Origin of the sequence: Asanoa sp. NPDC050611 (genome assembly GCF_040654855.1) — a bacterium.
In the GTDB taxonomy this organism is placed as follows: domain Bacteria; phylum Actinomycetota; class Actinomycetes; order Mycobacteriales; family Micromonosporaceae; genus Asanoa.
In genome coordinates, this window is record NZ_JBFAIU010000185.1 from 1 (window position 1) to 14939 (window position 14939).

The 14939-nt window shown below is 72.8% G+C and carries 16 protein-coding genes and 1 pseudogene; 7 read left to right on the forward strand and 10 right to left on the reverse strand.

All coding sequences use genetic code 11. The features are described 5' to 3' along the window. From AB0H87_RS25505 to AB0H87_RS25515, 3 genes and pseudogenes are all read right to left on the reverse strand, one after another. Positions 1-1026, reverse strand: a pseudogene (locus AB0H87_RS25505) (hypothetical protein); the annotation flags it as partial. A gap of 93 nt (positions 1027-1119) precedes the next feature. Beyond that, positions 1120-2436, reverse strand: coding sequence for a DUF1254 domain-containing protein (locus tag AB0H87_RS25510; protein ID WP_360150460.1), 1317 nt, complete (start codon positions 2434-2436; stop codon positions 1120-1122). Between the two features lie 54 nt (positions 2437-2490). Beyond that, positions 2491-3258: a zf-HC2 domain-containing protein gene (locus AB0H87_RS25515; RefSeq protein ID WP_360150463.1), complete on the reverse strand. Its 768-nt coding sequence runs from the start codon at positions 3256-3258 to the stop codon at positions 2491-2493. 84 nt (positions 3259-3342) lie between these two features. Here AB0H87_RS25515 and AB0H87_RS25520 point away from each other — a divergent pair, with 84 nt between their 5' ends. Then, the gene (locus tag AB0H87_RS25520) at positions 3343-3939 is read left to right on the forward strand and encodes a sigma-70 family RNA polymerase sigma factor (RefSeq protein WP_360150466.1); all 597 of its coding nucleotides are present in this window, start codon (positions 3343-3345) and stop codon (positions 3937-3939) included. A 39-nt stretch (positions 3940-3978) separates the two neighbouring features. Here AB0H87_RS25520 and AB0H87_RS25525 read toward each other — a convergent pair whose 3' ends face one another. Further along, complete coding sequence (locus tag AB0H87_RS25525) at positions 3979-4374, reverse strand: NUDIX domain-containing protein (RefSeq protein WP_360150469.1); 396 nt, start codon at positions 4372-4374, stop codon at positions 3979-3981. Further along, entirely contained in the window at positions 4371-5537 is a 1167-nt protein-coding gene (locus AB0H87_RS25530; protein WP_360150472.1) for an acyltransferase, read from the reverse strand. The genes AB0H87_RS25525 and AB0H87_RS25530 overlap by 4 nt, the downstream gene beginning before the upstream one ends. A 144-nt stretch (positions 5538-5681) precedes the next feature. Between AB0H87_RS25530 and AB0H87_RS25535 the strand changes: the two genes are divergently transcribed. From AB0H87_RS25535 to AB0H87_RS25550, 4 genes are all read left to right on the forward strand, one after another. Continuing rightward, positions 5682-6170, forward strand: a complete 489-nt coding sequence (locus tag AB0H87_RS25535; RefSeq protein ID WP_360150475.1) for an N-acetyltransferase family protein — start codon at positions 5682-5684, stop codon at positions 6168-6170. 55 nt (positions 6171-6225) lie between these two features. Continuing rightward, positions 6226-6843, forward strand: coding sequence for an HAD family phosphatase (locus AB0H87_RS25540; RefSeq protein WP_360150478.1), 618 nt, complete (start codon positions 6226-6228; stop codon positions 6841-6843). Positions 6844-6909: 66 nt separating this feature from the next. After that, positions 6910-7905 carry an LLM class flavin-dependent oxidoreductase gene (locus AB0H87_RS25545; RefSeq protein ID WP_360150481.1) on the forward strand — a complete coding sequence of 332 codons (996 nt, stop codon included), beginning with the start codon at positions 6910-6912 and terminating at the stop codon, positions 7903-7905. Continuing rightward, positions 7902-8564 carry an NAD(P)-binding domain-containing protein gene (locus tag AB0H87_RS25550; protein ID WP_360150484.1) on the forward strand — a complete coding sequence of 221 codons (663 nt, stop codon included), beginning with the start codon at positions 7902-7904 and terminating at the stop codon, positions 8562-8564. Before AB0H87_RS25545 ends, AB0H87_RS25550 begins: the two co-directional genes overlap by 4 nt. Here AB0H87_RS25550 and AB0H87_RS25555 read toward each other — a convergent pair. Continuing rightward, on the reverse strand, positions 8561-9502 hold the full coding sequence (locus AB0H87_RS25555) for a methyltransferase (protein WP_360150487.1): 942 nt from the start codon (positions 9500-9502) through the stop codon (positions 8561-8563). The two genes, AB0H87_RS25550 and AB0H87_RS25555, sit on opposite strands and share 4 nt — an antisense overlap. Beyond that, positions 9502-10527 (reverse strand): iron-containing redox enzyme family protein, encoded by a 1026-nt coding sequence (locus AB0H87_RS25560; protein WP_360150490.1) that lies wholly within the window; start codon positions 10525-10527, stop codon positions 9502-9504. The genes AB0H87_RS25555 and AB0H87_RS25560 overlap by 1 nt, the downstream gene beginning before the upstream one ends. 73 nt (positions 10528-10600) lie before the next feature. Between AB0H87_RS25560 and AB0H87_RS25565 the strand changes: the two genes are divergently transcribed. Next, positions 10601-10825: a CDGSH iron-sulfur domain-containing protein gene (locus tag AB0H87_RS25565; RefSeq protein WP_360150493.1), complete on the forward strand. Its 225-nt coding sequence runs from the start codon at positions 10601-10603 to the stop codon at positions 10823-10825. Between the two features lie 3 nt (positions 10826-10828). On the opposite strand, the gene AB0H87_RS25570 is transcribed toward AB0H87_RS25565, so the two are convergent. Next, on the reverse strand, positions 10829-11167 hold the full coding sequence (locus tag AB0H87_RS25570) for a hypothetical protein (RefSeq protein WP_360150496.1): 339 nt from the start codon (positions 11165-11167) through the stop codon (positions 10829-10831). Positions 11168-11264: 97 nt separating this feature from the next. Here AB0H87_RS25570 and AB0H87_RS25575 point away from each other — a divergent pair, with 97 nt between their 5' ends. Next, positions 11265-12749, forward strand: coding sequence for an MFS transporter (locus AB0H87_RS25575; protein WP_360150499.1), 1485 nt, complete (start codon positions 11265-11267; stop codon positions 12747-12749). Here AB0H87_RS25575 and AB0H87_RS25580 read toward each other — a convergent pair. Both AB0H87_RS25580 and AB0H87_RS25585 read right to left on the reverse strand, forming a co-directional pair. Then, the gene (locus AB0H87_RS25580; RefSeq protein WP_360150502.1) at positions 12738-13766 is read right to left on the reverse strand and encodes a hypothetical protein; all 1029 of its coding nucleotides are present in this window, start codon (positions 13764-13766) and stop codon (positions 12738-12740) included. The two genes, AB0H87_RS25575 and AB0H87_RS25580, sit on opposite strands and share 12 nt — an antisense overlap. A gap of 97 nt (positions 13767-13863) precedes the next feature. After that, positions 13864-14874: a dihydroxy-acid dehydratase gene (locus AB0H87_RS25585; RefSeq protein ID WP_360150505.1), complete on the reverse strand. Its 1011-nt coding sequence runs from the start codon at positions 14872-14874 to the stop codon at positions 13864-13866. Positions 14875-14939 lie beyond the last annotated feature (65 nt).

Below are 14939 nucleotides of genomic sequence, written 5' to 3' on the forward strand. Positions count from 1 at the left end.
AAGACGCTGAACAGCGCGACCAGCAGGCCCCAGCCGGTGAAGACCAGGCCGAGCCGGTGCGCCACAGGCGTGCCGGAGGAGCCGCTCCCGCTCGACCGCCCGGCGCTGTGCGGTGAGCGCGTCGTTGAGCCGGGTCGCGACCAGCACGATCAGCAGCGCGGAGCCGATCGCCACCACGGTCACCACGCCGACGTCGTCGCGGATGTCGCCGACCAGCAAGAGTGCCGGGCCGGTGAGCGCGATCAGCAGCACGGGCAGCACGCCGAGCCCGCGCCCGGAGTCGACCCGCGGCTCGACGGGCAGCGTCAGCCGGGCCATCGACGGCGGCAGGGCCGCGGCACCCCACGCCGCGTAGCAGACGAGGTAGCCCAGCTCCCAGGCGCGGCCGCCGGGGATCCCGCCCCGGATCTCGACCAGCGCGTCGAGCGTGTCGGCGATCAACAGGCCGGCGGCGCCGGCGGCGAGCAGCAGCGCGGAGACGCTGCGGGCCCTGGTGGCGACGACCAGCGCCGTCGTGACCACGAGGACGACGATCGAGCCGAGCACGTGGGCCGCGGCCAGCGACCGGTCGAACACCGGCCAGGTCGACGCGGTGGCGAGCGGGCCGGCGGTCAGCGTCCAGCCGACCAGGCCGGCGGCGATCACCAGGGAGAGCAGGTCGACCACCGTGGACCGGTCGCGCAGGGCGGCGCTCGTCCGGGTCAGGCCCAGCAGCGCGTACGCCAGCAACGGGAACAGGGCCAGGTAGCAGGTCTCGGCGACGACCAGCCAGGGTCCGCCCTGGTCGGCGCCGCCGTTGAGCTCGTAGGCGACGTCGCCGGCGCCGAGCGCGGTCGCGGCGGCGGCGAGCAGGATCCACGGTGCCCGCCGGGCCGGCTGGTGGGTGCGGATGCCGAACAGGATGCCCGCGGTGGCCAGCACGCCCGCCGTGCCCCAGAGCGCGCCCGCTGCGCCCGGGAAGAGAAGGATCGCGGCGCCGAGCGCCACGGTGACGGCGCCGGCGAGCACCGGCCAGCGTCTCGCCATGGCGGCTCCGATCCCGGGGGGGGCGTCAGGTGGACACTCGGACACACCATCTTCACCTGTGCCTGGGCTGTGCGAAAGGGGCCGCCCGGCGGGCTACTCGACCCTGATCAGCGGCGGAAGCGCGTACCCACCGTGCAGGATGTCGGATCGTGGCTGGTAGAGGCGCATGAGCGGGCGGAAAGCGCCGGGCGGGGCGGGCAGCCAGTTGCTCGTGTCGCCGTCGGCCGGCGGCGAATGACTCACCCGGAGAGTGAATGAACCGTCGGATTCACGTCGTAGTCCGGCGGTGCGATCGCCGATCGAGTGGCGGTCGATCGCGTTGGGCACGAGGTAATAATCCGGCATGTCGTACATCGTCAATGACCAGAACGCGTCGACCGGGGGAGGACCGGGAAGGCGCAGCTCGTACGCGTACGCGCCGGAAAGCGGGGAGCCGTCCCCGTCGACGTAGACCGGGGCGTACACCGCCTCGTAGCCGTGGTTGCCCCAGAGCCCGACGCGGGCCGCGACCGCCCGGGCGAGGTAGCCCTTGACGCGGTCGGCGATCTTCCACTGTGGGGAATCCAGCGTGCCGGGGCCGAGGAAGTCCACGTTGTAGTCGAACGCGTGCGGCGCCAGCTGCCAGCCGTTGACCGTTGGCGCGCCGCGGGAGGCGTGCTCGATCCGCGCCCGGCCCTCGGCGGCACCCTCGTTCAACGCGTTCGCGAGGTCGTCGTCCGGGTCGGCGTAGGGCGGGTCGGCGTCCAGCAGCCCGATCGGGCGGAACCGCTCCTGGTAGGCCCGGTCCGGCGCGGCCGGCGGGAAGGCGGCCAGCCAGGACCGCAGATGCTCGAAGAAGAGCAGGTCCTCGGGTACGCCGGTGGCGGCGACCGGCGGCAGCGGGGCGCGGTCCGACGGGGTGGGCGCGTGCAGGCGCAGCCGCTGCTGCAGCCGTTCGACCCGGGGCAGGTCGTCCGGGCCGGCGCAGGCCAGGCGGCCGACGATCGAGACCACCGAGGTCGAGGCCGGTATGACGGTGGCGTCGTCGGGCACGTCCCCGGTCCAGCCGCGCGGCGCGATCAGGAACGTGCCGGCTCCGGTGCCGGTGGCGCGGCGGCCGACGTACGCGATGTTGTTGGTCCAGGCGTCGACGATCTGGAGCACGTAGTAGGCGCCGCCGGTGTCCGGCACGGTCAGCCGGACCGGGCCGCCGCCGACGTCGACCTGGGCGATCGAGTAGACGGTGTCGTTGTTGACGCTGACGAACGTGTCGTCCGGCCCGGCCAGGCGGTGGGCGTGGCCGAACGCGTTGAACGGTGTCGCCGGCACGGTGGCGAGGCCCTCGCGGGTGAACCGGCCGACCTCGGACAGGCTCGCGACCAGGGGATAGCCGTACACGTAGGCATCGGCGGCGAGCGCGGCGCGGTCCATGCTTGCGAGGCTAGTGCCGGGCTGGTCCGGTTTTGCCGCGATTGGGATGCTGCGTCAGGCAGCCTCCGCGCTCCTGCGGGCGGAGGCCGTGGCCATCGCCGTGGCGCCGCCGCCCTCGACGAGCCGCAGGCGGGGCGGTGCGGCGGGCTCGGTGTCGAACGCGGCGGTCCAGCGGCGGCCGCCGGTCCCGCGGGCCGGTGGCTCACCCGGGTCGAGCGCCGGGCGGGACAGCGCGAGGGTGATCAACCAGCCGGCGACGAGGAAGCCGTGGCTGGCGAGCCGGCCGGGCTCCACGCGCCCGGCGACGATGTCGCCGGCGGAGAGCAGGGTGAGCACGCCGACGAACGCGGTGAGGGTCGGCAGCAGACCGGTCGGCCGGGTACGACGCAGCGCGACGAACGCGAACCCGGCCCCGATCGCGAGGTTCCAGGCGGCCGACTCGTGCCAGAGGTGCCCGGAACCGAGCACGGCGTCGTGCGCGTGGTCGTCCCGGCCGAGCCCGGCCACCTGGGCGGCGCCGAGGAGGAACTGGATGAGGCCGACCGCGGCGAGCCCGACCCGCAGCCCGATCGCGAGCCGGTGCTTCGTCGGCTTCGGCGTCGTCGCGGCGGGCGCACCGAGATCGACCGACGAGAGGTCGATCGGCCGCGCCGGTGGCACGGGCGCGGTGCGCGCCAGCCGGGTCACGGCGGCGGCCGCGTCGAGCCAGGCGGTGCAGCCGGCACAGCCGGCGAGGTGCCGTTCGGTCAGCTCCCGCTCGCCGGGCGCGTCCTCCCCGTCGAGCCGCGCCGACAGCATTTCCCGGATCCGCTCACACTCCACGTCTTGATAGTCGCCCGGGACGGCCGCCGAGTTCCCGTCAGCCCAGGGCGTTTTCGCCAAACCGGACAAGCTAGCCTTGCCGGCATGCGTCTCCCCGGACCGCCCCCAGACCCGGACCTGGACGAGGTCACCGCCTGGGCGCTGGCGGCGAAGGCCGGCGACCGGGCCGCGGCGCACATGTTCGTGGAGGCGACCCAGCACCAGCTGCGCCGTTTCGTGACGCACCTGGTCGGCCCGGGGGAGGCCGACGACCTGACGCAGGAGATCTACCTGCGGTCTATGCGGGCGCTGCCGGCCTTCGACGCGCGCTCGACGGCCCGCACGTGGCTGCTGGCGATCGCGCGGCGGGCGTGCGCGGACCACATCCGCTACGTCTCCCGCCGCCCGCGCCTGGCCGCCCTCGACGACTGGCAGCCGGTCGCGGAGGCGGAACTGGCCCGCGACCACGGCGGCGCGGGCTTCGAGGCCGGCGTCGCCCTAACGGAGCTGGTCCGCGCCCTGGACCCGGAGCGCCGCGAGGCGTTCGTCGCGACGCAGATCGCGGGTCTGAGCTACGCGGAAGCGGCCGAGGTCTGCGGCTGCCCGGTCGGCACGATCCGCTCCCGCGTGGCCCGCGCCCGCGACGACCTGGTCGCCGCGATGACCGACCGCGAGGGCCGCCGCCTCCGCCCGACCAGCTGACCCCCGGCTGCCCACCGCGGCGGTGGCGGCGGCAAGGAATCAGCGCAACTGCCCTGCCTCGTGCAGGTGGTCGAAGACGAGCTTGTCGACGGCGGAGACCCGGTCGCGGTCCGCGTAGGCCAGCCAGGCCATCTCCGCGATCTCGCTGTCCGGGTGCAGGGTGCCGGTGTAGTCGGCGGTGTAGCAGCTCATCGTGACCCGCGTGCCCGGCCGCTGGCCGTGTGCCGCCGCCTCGAAGGTGCCCAGGTGCGCCTCCGTGCCCGGGACGATCATGACGCTGAGCTCCTCGCGGACCTCGCGAGCCAGCGTCTCCAGGTCGGTCTCGCCCGGCTCGCGCTTGCCGCCCGGCAGGTAGAAGACGTCGCGGCCGTGGTTGCGGGAGCTGAGGATCTCGCCGTCGGCCAGCAGGATCCAGGCGACCTTGTCGATCGTCACAGGTAGCGGCCCACCGGGGTGCGCTCGATGAGCTGCCAGGCCAGCCAGAAGCAGACCGGGACGCCGATGCCGCCTACCGCGATCGCTTTCGCCTCGGCCGGCAGGTCGAACGGGCGCAGCATGATCGCGAGGGTGAGCAGGACCGGGGCCTGGAGCACGAACGCCGCGAACGAGCCGCGGGCGCAGCGTCGCCAGGTGCGGCTCACGCCCTGCAGGCGGTCCTGCGCGAGGCCGAGGACCCAGACCGAGCCGGCGACCACCAGGATCGCCTCGACGGTGGCGAGGAGCAGGGCCTGCCAGTGCACGCCGCCCTGGTACGGGCCGGCGTCGTCGGCCAGGTCGCTCAGGCCGACCGTCCACGCGTAGACCGGCAGCGAGAGCACGGTGATGATCACCGCGGCTCCGCAGCCGCGGCGCAGGCCTTCCGGGACGCGCTTCGCCCAGCCGAAGCGGGCCGCCGCGACGCCGAGGCCGAACATGGCCACGCACTGCGGCCACTGCCAGACGTGCAGGTCGAGGACCTGCTTGCTCTGCGCCGGGAACCAGAGGCGGACGATGAACGACGCCACGGCGACGAGGCCGATCAGCGTCACGAGCTGCCGGCCACCGAGCACCGCGGGCGCCTCCTCCAGGGGCTCGCCGTCGGTGCGGGCGCGGTCCTTGGCCCAGACCAGCGCGGCGTACGCCAGCGAGACGTAGAGCAGGATCTCGGCGAACCAGAGCGGCCCGGAGTCCAGGAACGGGTGCCGGTGGGTGAACTCCCACCAGAACGAGACCTTGTGGCCGGCGGCCAGGTAGGCGAACCACATGAACAGCGGCCAGACCAGCAGCGCGAACAGCAGGAAGGGCACGCCGAGGCGGACCACGCGCTCGCTCGCGAACTTGCCGGGGCCCTTGCGCGCCATCGCCGCGGGCGCGAACAGGCCGGCGATGAAGAAAAAGGTCCCGATCACGAAAAGGGCCGTCGGTCCGACGACGACGGCCATGGCGAGCTCCGACCTGGGATGGAACGTGGTCTCCTGGACCTCGTCGTACGGCCACCCCCCGATGGCCGAATATCCCAGCAGTGCGTGCCCCGCGATGATCCACGCGACCATCACCGCCCGCAGGTTGTCGACGTGCGGAAGCCTCTCAACCCGCGTAGGTGAACCGATCGTGGCCATCCGGACCCCCTCTCCGAAACAATGGCGCACATTCAAGATTGCCACCGGAGACCCGTCATCGGGGACACCCGAAGGGTCAGGGTGCGGTTCGTCACTCGGCGGCGACAACCACTCACACCGTTTGTCCCGATACGCTCGGTCGCCATGGACGTACAGATCCGACCTTTGACGGCGGCCGACTGGCCCGTGTGCCGCCGGATCTACCAGGAGGGTCTCGACACCGGCGAGGCCAGCTTCGAGACGACCGCGCCGGATTGGGCGGCCTTTGACGGCTCCCGATTGGCCTCGCACCGGTTTGTCGCAATGTTCGATGGGCGCGTGGTCGGATGGGTCGCGGTGTCGCCGATCTCGGCCCGGCCCGTGTACGCGGGCGTGGTCGAGCACAGCGTCTACGTCTCGTCGGACGCGCGCGGCGGCGGCGTGGGCGCGGCGTTGCTCGGCGCGCTGATCGCGTCGACGGAGCAGGCCGGCATCTGGACCATCCAGTCCGGCGTGTTCCCGACCAACAAGGCGAGCCTGCGCCTGCACGAGGCGGCCGGCTTCCGCGTGGTCGGCACCCGCGAACGCATCGGCCGCCACCACGGCGAATGGCGCGACGTCGTCCTGCTGGAACGCCGCAGCCCGGTCGTCTGACGTAGGAGACCTTGCGTATATCGCCCGGGCCGGGTCGGCTCGTACCGTGTCGATCATGGTGATCAGGGCGGTGGTCTTCGATATCGGTGGCGTGCTGGAGTTGTGTGGTCCGATGGACTTCGACCGGCGGTGGGAGGAGACGCTCGGGCTGGCCCCGGGCGCGATCGGCACCGCGATGGCCGACGTGTGGGACGCCGGCGCGGTCGGCACCGTGACCGAGGCCGAGGTGCACGCGGCGATGCGGGACCGGCTGGGCCTGTCGACCGGGCAGGTCGAGGCGGTCATGTCCGACATGTGGCAGCAGTACCTCGGAACCCCGAACACCACGCTCATCGAGTACGCGCGGACGCTGCGACCCGCCTACCGGACCGGCATCCTCAGCAACAGCTTCGTCGGAGCGCGCGAGCGGGAGCAGCGCGCCTACGGCCTCACCGACCTGGTCGACGACTGCATCTACTCGCACGAGGTCGGCATGTCGAAGCCCGACCCGGCGCTGTGGGCCCTGACCTGCGAGCGGATGGGCGTGCCGGCCGACGCGATCGTCTTCGTCGACGACGCGCCGCGGCTGGTCGAGAGCGCCCGGGCGCACGGGATGGCGGCCGTGCTGTTCGAGAGCACCGAGCAGGTCATCGCGGACCTGTCCGCCCACCTCGGCTCCAGCGATCCGGAATAGCCGGCTCCGGTTGCGCGTTGCGACGAAGCGGAAGATGAAGCTCCGCTTCGAGAGGTCGTACGAATCATGGAACTCGGCATCTACACGTTCGGCGACAGCGGCACCGTCTCCACCCGGCAACGGCTCGCCGACCTCGTCGCACAGGCCCGCTACGCCGACGAGGCCGGCCTGGACGTGATCGCGCTCGGTGAGCACCACCGGCCCGACTTCACTCTGTCGGCACCGGAGCTCGTCCTCGCCGCGATCTCGTCGGTGACCGACCGGATCCGCCTCAGCACCGGTGTGACCGTGCTCTCCACGGCCGACCCCGTGCGGGTCTACCAGCAGTTCGCCACGCTCGACCAGCTCTCCGGCGGGCGGGCGGAGATCATCGCTGGCCGGGGCGCCTTCACGGAGTCGTTCCCGCTGTTCGGCTTCGACATCCGGGACTACGACGTGCTGTTCGAGGAGAAGCTGCGGCTGCTGCTCCAGATCGCCGCGTCGCCGGAGGTGACCTGGCAGGGGCGTACCCGGCCGCCGCTGGAGAATGCCCTGGTCACGCCGCGTGCGTTGCAGGATCCGCTGCCGATCTGGGTCGGGGTGGGCGGCACGCCGCAGTCCGCGGTCCGGGCCGGCCGGCTCGGCGCGCCGATGTTCGTGGCGATCTTCACGGACCCGGCGCCGGCCCGCGGCCTGGTCGAGCTCTACCACCGCGCCGCCGCGGCGGCCGGCCACGACCCGGCGGGCCTGCGCGTGGCCAGCGGCGGGCACATGTTCGTGGGCCGCACCTCACAGGGCGCGCGCGACGAGTTCTACCCTTACTACTCGGAATACCTGGGGCGACTCCCACAGTTCTCCGGTGGTATGCCACGCGAGGTCTACGACCAGTGGATCCGGGCCGGCCTGCTGGTCGGCAGCCCCCAGGAGGTCATCGACAAGATCATGAGGCACCGGGAACTGCTCGGCATCAGCCGGTACGTGGGCCAGTTCGACGTCGGCGCCATGCCGGCCGGCATGGTCGACAAGAGCCTGGAACTGTTCGCCACCGAGGTGGCGCCGGTGGTCCGCAAGGAGACGTCGTGAGCGAGCGACAGGTGGCGGTGCTCGGCGCGGGCAAGGTCGGCACGGTGCTGGCCCGGCTGGCCGTCGCGGCCGGCCGGCCCACCGCGATCGCGGGCTCGGGCGACCCGTCCGCACTGGGCCTGATCGTCGACGTGCTCGCGCCCGGCGCCGTCCCGATGACCGCCGCGGACGCGGCGCGCCAGGCCGACATCGTGATCGTCGCGATCCCGCTGGCCCGCCTCGACACGCTCCCGGCCGACGCGCTGCACGACAAGATCGTCATCGACGTGATGAACTACTGGCCGCCCGTCGACGGTGTCCTGCCCCTCTGGGAGGGCGCGACGCGGTCGTCGAGCGAGATCGTCCGCGACGTCCTGGGCGTCGACGTGGTGAAGTCGTTCAACCACATGGGCTACCACGAGCTGGACGCGTGGACGCGCCCCGCCGGCGACCCGGACCGCCGCGCGCTGGCGGTCGCCGGCGACGACCCGGCGGCGGTCGCGGTGGTCGCCGAGCTCGTGGACGCGATGGGCTTCGACGTGGTGCCGCTCGAGCCGTTGCACGCGGGCCGCGTGCTGCAGCCGGGCTCGTCGGACATCTTCGGCGCCAACCTCACCCGCGCGGAGCTGCTGACCACATTGGACACGCTCGGCGTCGCCCCGGCCACCGCCTGTCCCTAGGACCGCCGCTGCGCCTCCAGGACCACGACGGCGATGCGTTCCGCGTCCGCGTACGCCGCGCCGTCGAGCTCCTCTCCGTACACGTCCGGATCCACCTCCCGGTAGGTCCACCGGAAGTCGGCGCCCGCCAGGCGGTGCGCGAGCGCGGCGCGCAGCGGGTCGTGCCCGGCGACGATCCCGGTGCCGCTGAACAGCACGAGCGAGCCACCGGCGCGCAGTCCCCGCATGGCCGCGTCCAGCACCGCCAGCGACAGCTCGCTGCCGTCCGGCCCGCCGCCGTCACGGTAGCCGCGGCCCGCCTGGTCGACCATGAACGGTGGGTTGGAGACCGCCAGGTCGAACCAGCCGTCCAGGCCGTCCCGCAGGTCACCGTGCCGGACCGACACGTTGTCGATGCCGGCGAGCGCCGCGTTGACGCGGGCGCAGCTCAGTGCCGCCGGGTTGACGTCCAGCGCGACCACCTCGGCTCCGGGCGTACGCTTCGCCACCGCGATCGCACCTGCGCCCGTGCCGCAGCCGATGTCCACCGCGCGCCGGACCGGCCCGGCCCGGCCCCGCAGGTGCGCGAGCGCGGCGTCGGCCATCCGGTAGGTGTCCGGGCCGAGGAACACGGTGTCCGGCGCGTCGGTCGGGAACGCGGAATGCACGAACAGTTCGTCGTCGTACGTCGAGAACCGCACCCGGCTGCGCCAGCCGTCGCCGTCGTGGTCGACCACCCCGGCCGCCGTCGCCATCGCCAGCAGGTCGGCCCGCAGCACACCGGGGCCGAACCGGCGGCTCCAGCCGAACACGTCCCGGACGTCTCTCGCCCAGGCGTTGGCCGGGCGGCTGTTGACCCGCGCGTGCGTGGCCGGCGTGACCGTGACGAACCGGTAGCCGGCGTCCTTGAGCGCGCAGCCCAGGCGCAGCAGCGCCGCCTCGTCGAACGGTAACGCCATCAGGCCGCCCGCGCCGCGACCGGCTCGAACAACGAGCTGCGACCCGCCTGCCAGCACCGCAGGAGATGCTGGGCGACGAGCCCGTCGACGGCCAGGCCGCAGCGCGCTCCGAACAGGACGTCGCGGGCGCCGTCCGGGGTCTCGGCCGCGTAGCGCCCCGCGAGGTCGTACGCCGCGATCTGCTCGTGCACCGCGTCCGCCTCGACGTGCTCGTCGAAGAACCGGGCGGCCGTGTCGTCGCCGCCGAGCCGGCGGGCCGCGACCGCGAGGTGCCGGTTCGGCTCCGACGAGGTCATCTCGAACGCCGCGAGCTGCCCCACGAGCGCGCCGCGCCACCGGCGGTGCAGGCCGAACAGCGACATGAGGTTGACCGCGGCCAGCGTGACGGCCGGGACCCGGTCGGCGTGGGCACCGTAGGCGCTGTCGACGCCGAAACCGTCCATCGTGGATCGGAACAGCTCGGCGTGCATGCGGGCCGCCCGGCCGCCGCCGTACTCGTCGATCTGGATCTCGACCAGCGCCGCCTTGGCCGCACCGCGCAGGCGGGGGATCGCGAACGTGTGCGGGTCGGCCTCCTTGAGCTGGTACACCGAGCGGTGCATGAGCAGCTCCCGGAACTGCTCCAGCGTCGCGTGCCGACGCACGTGCGCGGCCAGCGACGGACCGTCCTGTTCGGACACGAGCTCGACGAGTGCGGCCGGCACGTCGGTGGGCGGCGGCTCGTCGCCGACCAGCGACCGCAGCGCGGCGACGAAGGGCCGCTCGGCCGCCGCCCGCACCGCCAGCAGCGACGGGTTCCACTCCCACTCCGGGTCCACGCCCGCGAACCCCTGGAAGTGCAGCTCGTAACAGAGGTAGAGGGTGGTCTGGAGGTCGTCGTCGCGCAGCGCGTCGCTTCCGAACCTCGCGGGCACCGTCAGCGCGCCGGGTGGCCCCGCGAGCGCGGCCCGCACCGCGGCTGACACCGGCCCCCGCGGCGCCGGCATGGTGGGCTCGGCGATGGTCGGCAGAGAAACAATCGACACGGGGGCGGACTGCCCGCGTCCGGAGCGATCAAACCTGGTTTCCCGGCGCCCGCGCGCGGGAAAGCGCCACGTCATGTCCGCTGAGCGCGAGCCCGCCACGACCGTCACTCCGTACCCGGACGGGCCGTTGCTCGTGCGCGGCGACTTCGAGATGGTCACCGTTGACGGTGAGACGATCGAGACCGGACGGTCCACGGTCGCGCTCTGCCGGTGTGGAATGTCCGGGATCAAGCCCTTCTGCGATGGTACGCACCGATCGACCCGTTTCCGCGCCGGCACCGGCCGCGACCCCGCGTAGCCCCTACGGCAGGCGGTCACCCGGGAAACTGCGGGCCGGGTGGGCCGTGTAGGTGAAGACGCCCGCCCTGACGCCCGGGTCGTCGTCCATGAGCGCGATCGTCGCGTCGAGATCCAGGTCGAAGACGCCGATGCCGCACACCTCCGTGTCGTCCCGGACCGGGCAGACGATGCTGAGCGCGCCGTCGGCCCGCAGCCCGAAGTTGCGCCGGCCGTGCTCCCAGACGATCGCGTCGGCCTCGGGCGTGCCGTGCTGCGGCCCGGCCCGCAGGATCACCGCCGTGTAGGGCTTCGTGGTGGCCATCCCGGCGCGCATCTCGTCGTCGCTGACGTAGGTGGTCATGGCTGATCACCGTAGACCGGATTCCTTGGACCTTGTCGAAATCGGCGCGACGGCTCCGACCTCCGGGCGTGAACCTGACACGACCTGAGAGGTACTGATGGACATGACCCCCCAGCGGGCCGGGCGCAAGGAGTGGGTGGGGCTCGCGGTGCTGGCCCTGCCCTCCCTGCTCGTCTCGATCGACCTGTTCGTGCTGCTGCTCGCCGTGCCGCGGCTCAGCGGTGACCTCGGGGCCGGCAGCACCCAACAGCTCTGGATCATCGACGTCTACGGCTTCCTGCTGTCCGGGTGCCTGATCACCATGGGTGCGGTCGGCGACCGGCTGGGCCGGCGCCGCCTGCTGTTCGGCGGTGCGGCCGTCTTCGGGGTGGCGTCCGTGGTCGCCGCCTACGCGCCCGACCCGACCACGCTGATCGCCGCCCGGGCGGTGCTCGGCGTCGCCGGCGCGGCCATGGGCCCGACCACCCTCGCCCTGATCATCGGCATGTTCCGCGACCCCCGGCAGCGCGCCACCGCGATCGGCGTCTGGCTCCTGTCGCTGATGGGCGGCAGCGCGATCGGCCCGGTCGTCGGCGGCGTCCTGCTCGGCCACTTCTGGTGGGGCTCGGTCTTCCTGATCGCCGTGCCCGCGATGGTCCTGCTCCTCGCGCTCGGCCCGGCGCTGCTGCCGAAGGACCGGCCCGAGCGGCACCCGGCGCCCCTCGACCTGACCAGCGTCGCGCTGTCGCTGGCCGCGATCCTGCCCGCCGTCTACGGCATCAAGGAACTGGCCCGCCACGGCGCCGAGCCGACCGCGCTGGCCGCGCTGGTGATCGGCCTGGGCTTCGCGGCCGTCTTCGTCCGCCGCCAGCAGACCCTGCGCAGCCCGCTCGTCGACCTGCGGCTGTTCAAGCGGCCGACGTTCCGCACCGCGCTCGGCGGGATGTTCGTCAACACCATGCTGCCGGGCGCCACGATGGTGCTGATCACGCAGTACCTGCAACTCGTCACGGGCTACGGGCCGCTGCGGGCGGGCCTCGCCCTGCTGCCGGCCGTCGCGGCCGGGATCGTCTCGACGCAGGTCTCCCCGCTGTTGGCCCGCCGCTACCGGCCGGCGCCGCTGATCGCCGCCGGCCTCGCCGTCTCGGTGCTCGGGCTGGCGCTGCTGACCACCGCCGACACCGCGACCGCCGTCGTCACGGGGATGGCGTTGTTCAACGTCGGCGCCGGCCCGCTGCTCACCCAGGGCACCGGCATCGTCGTGGGCGCGGTGCCCCCGGAGAAGGCCGGCTCGGCCGCCTCGCTGTCCCAGACCGCCAACGAGTTCGGCTTCGCGCTCGGGGTCGCGGTGCTCGGCAGCGTCGCCGCCGCGGTCTACCGGGCCGGCGCGCCGGCCGGCGCGGGCGACTCGCTGGCGTCGGCCCCGCCGGCGCTGCTCGACCAGGCCCGGGCCGCCTTCACCGACGGCCTGCATCTGGTCGCCGCGATCAGCGCGGTCGCGATCGCGGTCACGGCCGTCGTCTGCCTACGCGTGCTGCGCCACCTGCCGCCGATCGGGCAGGAACAGGAGCAGAGAACACCGGAACCCGCGTCACAGCATTGACATGTGTACGTGGTCGGTGTGGTCGCTCTCGCCGCTGTAGGACTTCCAGCCTGTCGCGGGGAACCAGATGCGTTTGTACCAGATCACGTAGAGGATGCCGAGCGCGTCGGCATTCCGCACGAGGAAGGCGGCCAGGTTGTTGCCGTACAGCTTCTCGGAGCGGTTGGACGCTCTCGCGAATCCGCTCGAGCGCAACGACCAGTCGCAGGCGCGGCCCTTCGGATGCTCGAAGGGCCCGCCAGGCCGGTAACAGCCGACGAACTTGTTGAAGCCGGCCCGCTTCACTTCCTGGTACGCGTGGAGCGTGCGCTTCGTGATGCAGCCGCTGGTGGTCGGGTCGTTCTGGTTGCAGGACTCGTCCGGCCAGCTCCCGTCGGCGGCTCGCGGCGCGGGGCGGGCCTTCGGGGAGGTCGCGGACACCAGGTCCTCGCCGCCGGTCAGCGAGATGCCGCCGCCGACCAGGTCGAGGGCCTTCTCGGCGGTCCGCTTCTGCTTGGCGATCGACTCGGTCGCCGCCTTCTGCGTGGCCACCTCGGCGTCGATCTTCGCCTTCGCCTCCGCGACCAGCTTCTCCGCGTCGATGAGCGCGTTGAGCTTGCTCGCGTTGTACTGGTTGATCCGCTCCAGTGCGGTCGCCCGTTCCAGGAAGCCGTTCGGGTCCGACGCGTTCAGCATCGCGGTCATCGCGGTGATCCGACCCGACCGGTACGACTCGGCCGCGAACTGAGCGATCTGCGGGCGGAGCTCCTGGATCTTCTGCTCCGCCTGCTGGAGCTGGATTTCGGCCTGCAGTTGCTGCCTGCGCGACTTGTCGAGCACCGCCTTGGCCTTGGCGTACTGTCTGCCAGTCGACTCGAGCACGTCGCCCAGCATCGGCACCGCTTTTTCCTTGGGTGCCGCGGGCGTGGGTGTCGGGTTGGGCGCGGCGTAGCCGGGCGCGCTGGGCACCACGGCGACCGTAGCGGCGGCGACCAGAGCCAGGACAGTTGCGAGCCAGCGTCGTCGCGCGGCGGTCATACTCGTCGTTTCCCTCCGTCAAACCGCGCACGAGCATACCCAAGGTAGATCCGGTCGCAACTGGTGCACAAAGCGACAGGCCAGTAGCCAAAAGTAGTTAGTGCGAGTCACGGGGCACGCGGTCGCCGCTGCTGCCGACCAGGAAATCCAGGTCCGCGCCGGTTTCCGCGCCGCGCACCGTGCTCACGTAGAGCTTCTCCCAGCCCCGCGTCGGCCGGGCGAGTGCCGCGACCATCGCCGGGGACGGCTCCCGCGCCGCGAACTCCACCGCCGGCACGTCCACGTCGATCCGGCGGGCCTCGACGTCCAGCACGATCGGGTCGCCGTCGCGGACCTTCGCGAGCGGGCCGCCGGCCGCGCCCTCGGGGGCGACGTGCAGCACGACGGTTCCGTACGCGGTGCCGCTCATCCGCCCGTCGCACACCCGCACCATGTCGCGGACGCCCTGCTGCAGCAGCTTGCGGGGAAGCGGCAGGTTCGCGACCTCCGGCATGCCCGGGTAGCCCTTCGGGCCGCAGCCGCGCAGCACCAGCACCGAGTCGGCGTCGACGTCGAGCGCCGGGTCGTCGATCCGGTGGTGCAGGTCCTCGACCGAGTCGAAGACCACGGCCCGCCCGCGGTGCCGCAGGAGCGCCTCCGTGGCGGCCGCCGGCTTGATGATCGCGCCGTCCGGCGCCAGGTCGCCGCGGAGCACCGCGATCCCGGCGTCGGCCATCATCGGCGTCGCCCGCGGCCGGATCACCTCGGGATCGTGGATCACCGCCTCGGCGAGGTACTCACCCAGCGGGCGACCCGTCACGGTCAGCGCGGAGAGGTCCAGCAGATCGGAGATCTCCCGCAGCACCGCGGCCAGCCCACCGGCCCGGTGGAAGTCCTCCATCAGGTGCCGCCCGGCCGGCTGCAGGTCGACCAGCAGCGGAATGCCGTGCCCCGCCCGGTCGATCTCGTCGAGCGACAGCGGGACACCCAACCGTCCGGCCAGGGCCAGCAGGTGCACGACGGCGTTGGTCGAGCCGCCCAGCGCGCCCAGCGCCACGATCGCGTTGTGGAAGGACGCCTTGGTGATCACCTGGCTCGGCCGCCGGCCGTCGTCCGGTGTACTGCACACCGGGCACTATCTGATCGATCTCGCCGGGGTCACCGTCGGGGCCGTCGGGTCCACCACCGTGCACT

Bases quoted from the DNA above. Each gene is read 5' to 3' on its own strand.
- AB0H87_RS25510 (WP_360150460.1), bottom strand. From the start codon at position 2,436: ATGGACCGCGCCGCGCTCGCCGCCGATGCCTACGTGTACGGCTATCCC.
- AB0H87_RS25520 (WP_360150466.1), top strand. From the start codon at position 3,343: ATGCGTCTCCCCGGACCGCCCCCAGACCCGGACCTGGACGAGGTCACC.
- AB0H87_RS25530 (WP_360150472.1), bottom strand. From the start codon at position 5,537: ATGGCCACGATCGGTTCACCTACGCGGGTTGAGAGGCTTCCGCACGTC.
- AB0H87_RS25535 (WP_360150475.1), top strand. From the start codon at position 5,682: ATGGACGTACAGATCCGACCTTTGACGGCGGCCGACTGGCCCGTGTGC.
- AB0H87_RS25540 (WP_360150478.1), top strand. From the start codon at position 6,226: ATGGTGATCAGGGCGGTGGTCTTCGATATCGGTGGCGTGCTGGAGTTG.
- AB0H87_RS25545 (WP_360150481.1), top strand. From the start codon at position 6,910: ATGGAACTCGGCATCTACACGTTCGGCGACAGCGGCACCGTCTCCACC.
- AB0H87_RS25555 (WP_360150487.1), bottom strand. From the start codon at position 9,502: ATGGCGTTACCGTTCGACGAGGCGGCGCTGCTGCGCCTGGGCTGCGCG.
- AB0H87_RS25565 (WP_360150493.1), top strand. From the start codon at position 10,601: ATGTCCGCTGAGCGCGAGCCCGCCACGACCGTCACTCCGTACCCGGAC.
- AB0H87_RS25570 (WP_360150496.1), bottom strand. From the start codon at position 11,167: ATGACCACCTACGTCAGCGACGACGAGATGCGCGCCGGGATGGCCACC.
- AB0H87_RS25575 (WP_360150499.1), top strand. From the start codon at position 11,265: ATGGACATGACCCCCCAGCGGGCCGGGCGCAAGGAGTGGGTGGGGCTC.
- AB0H87_RS25580 (WP_360150502.1), bottom strand. From the start codon at position 13,766: ATGACCGCCGCGCGACGACGCTGGCTCGCAACTGTCCTGGCTCTGGTC.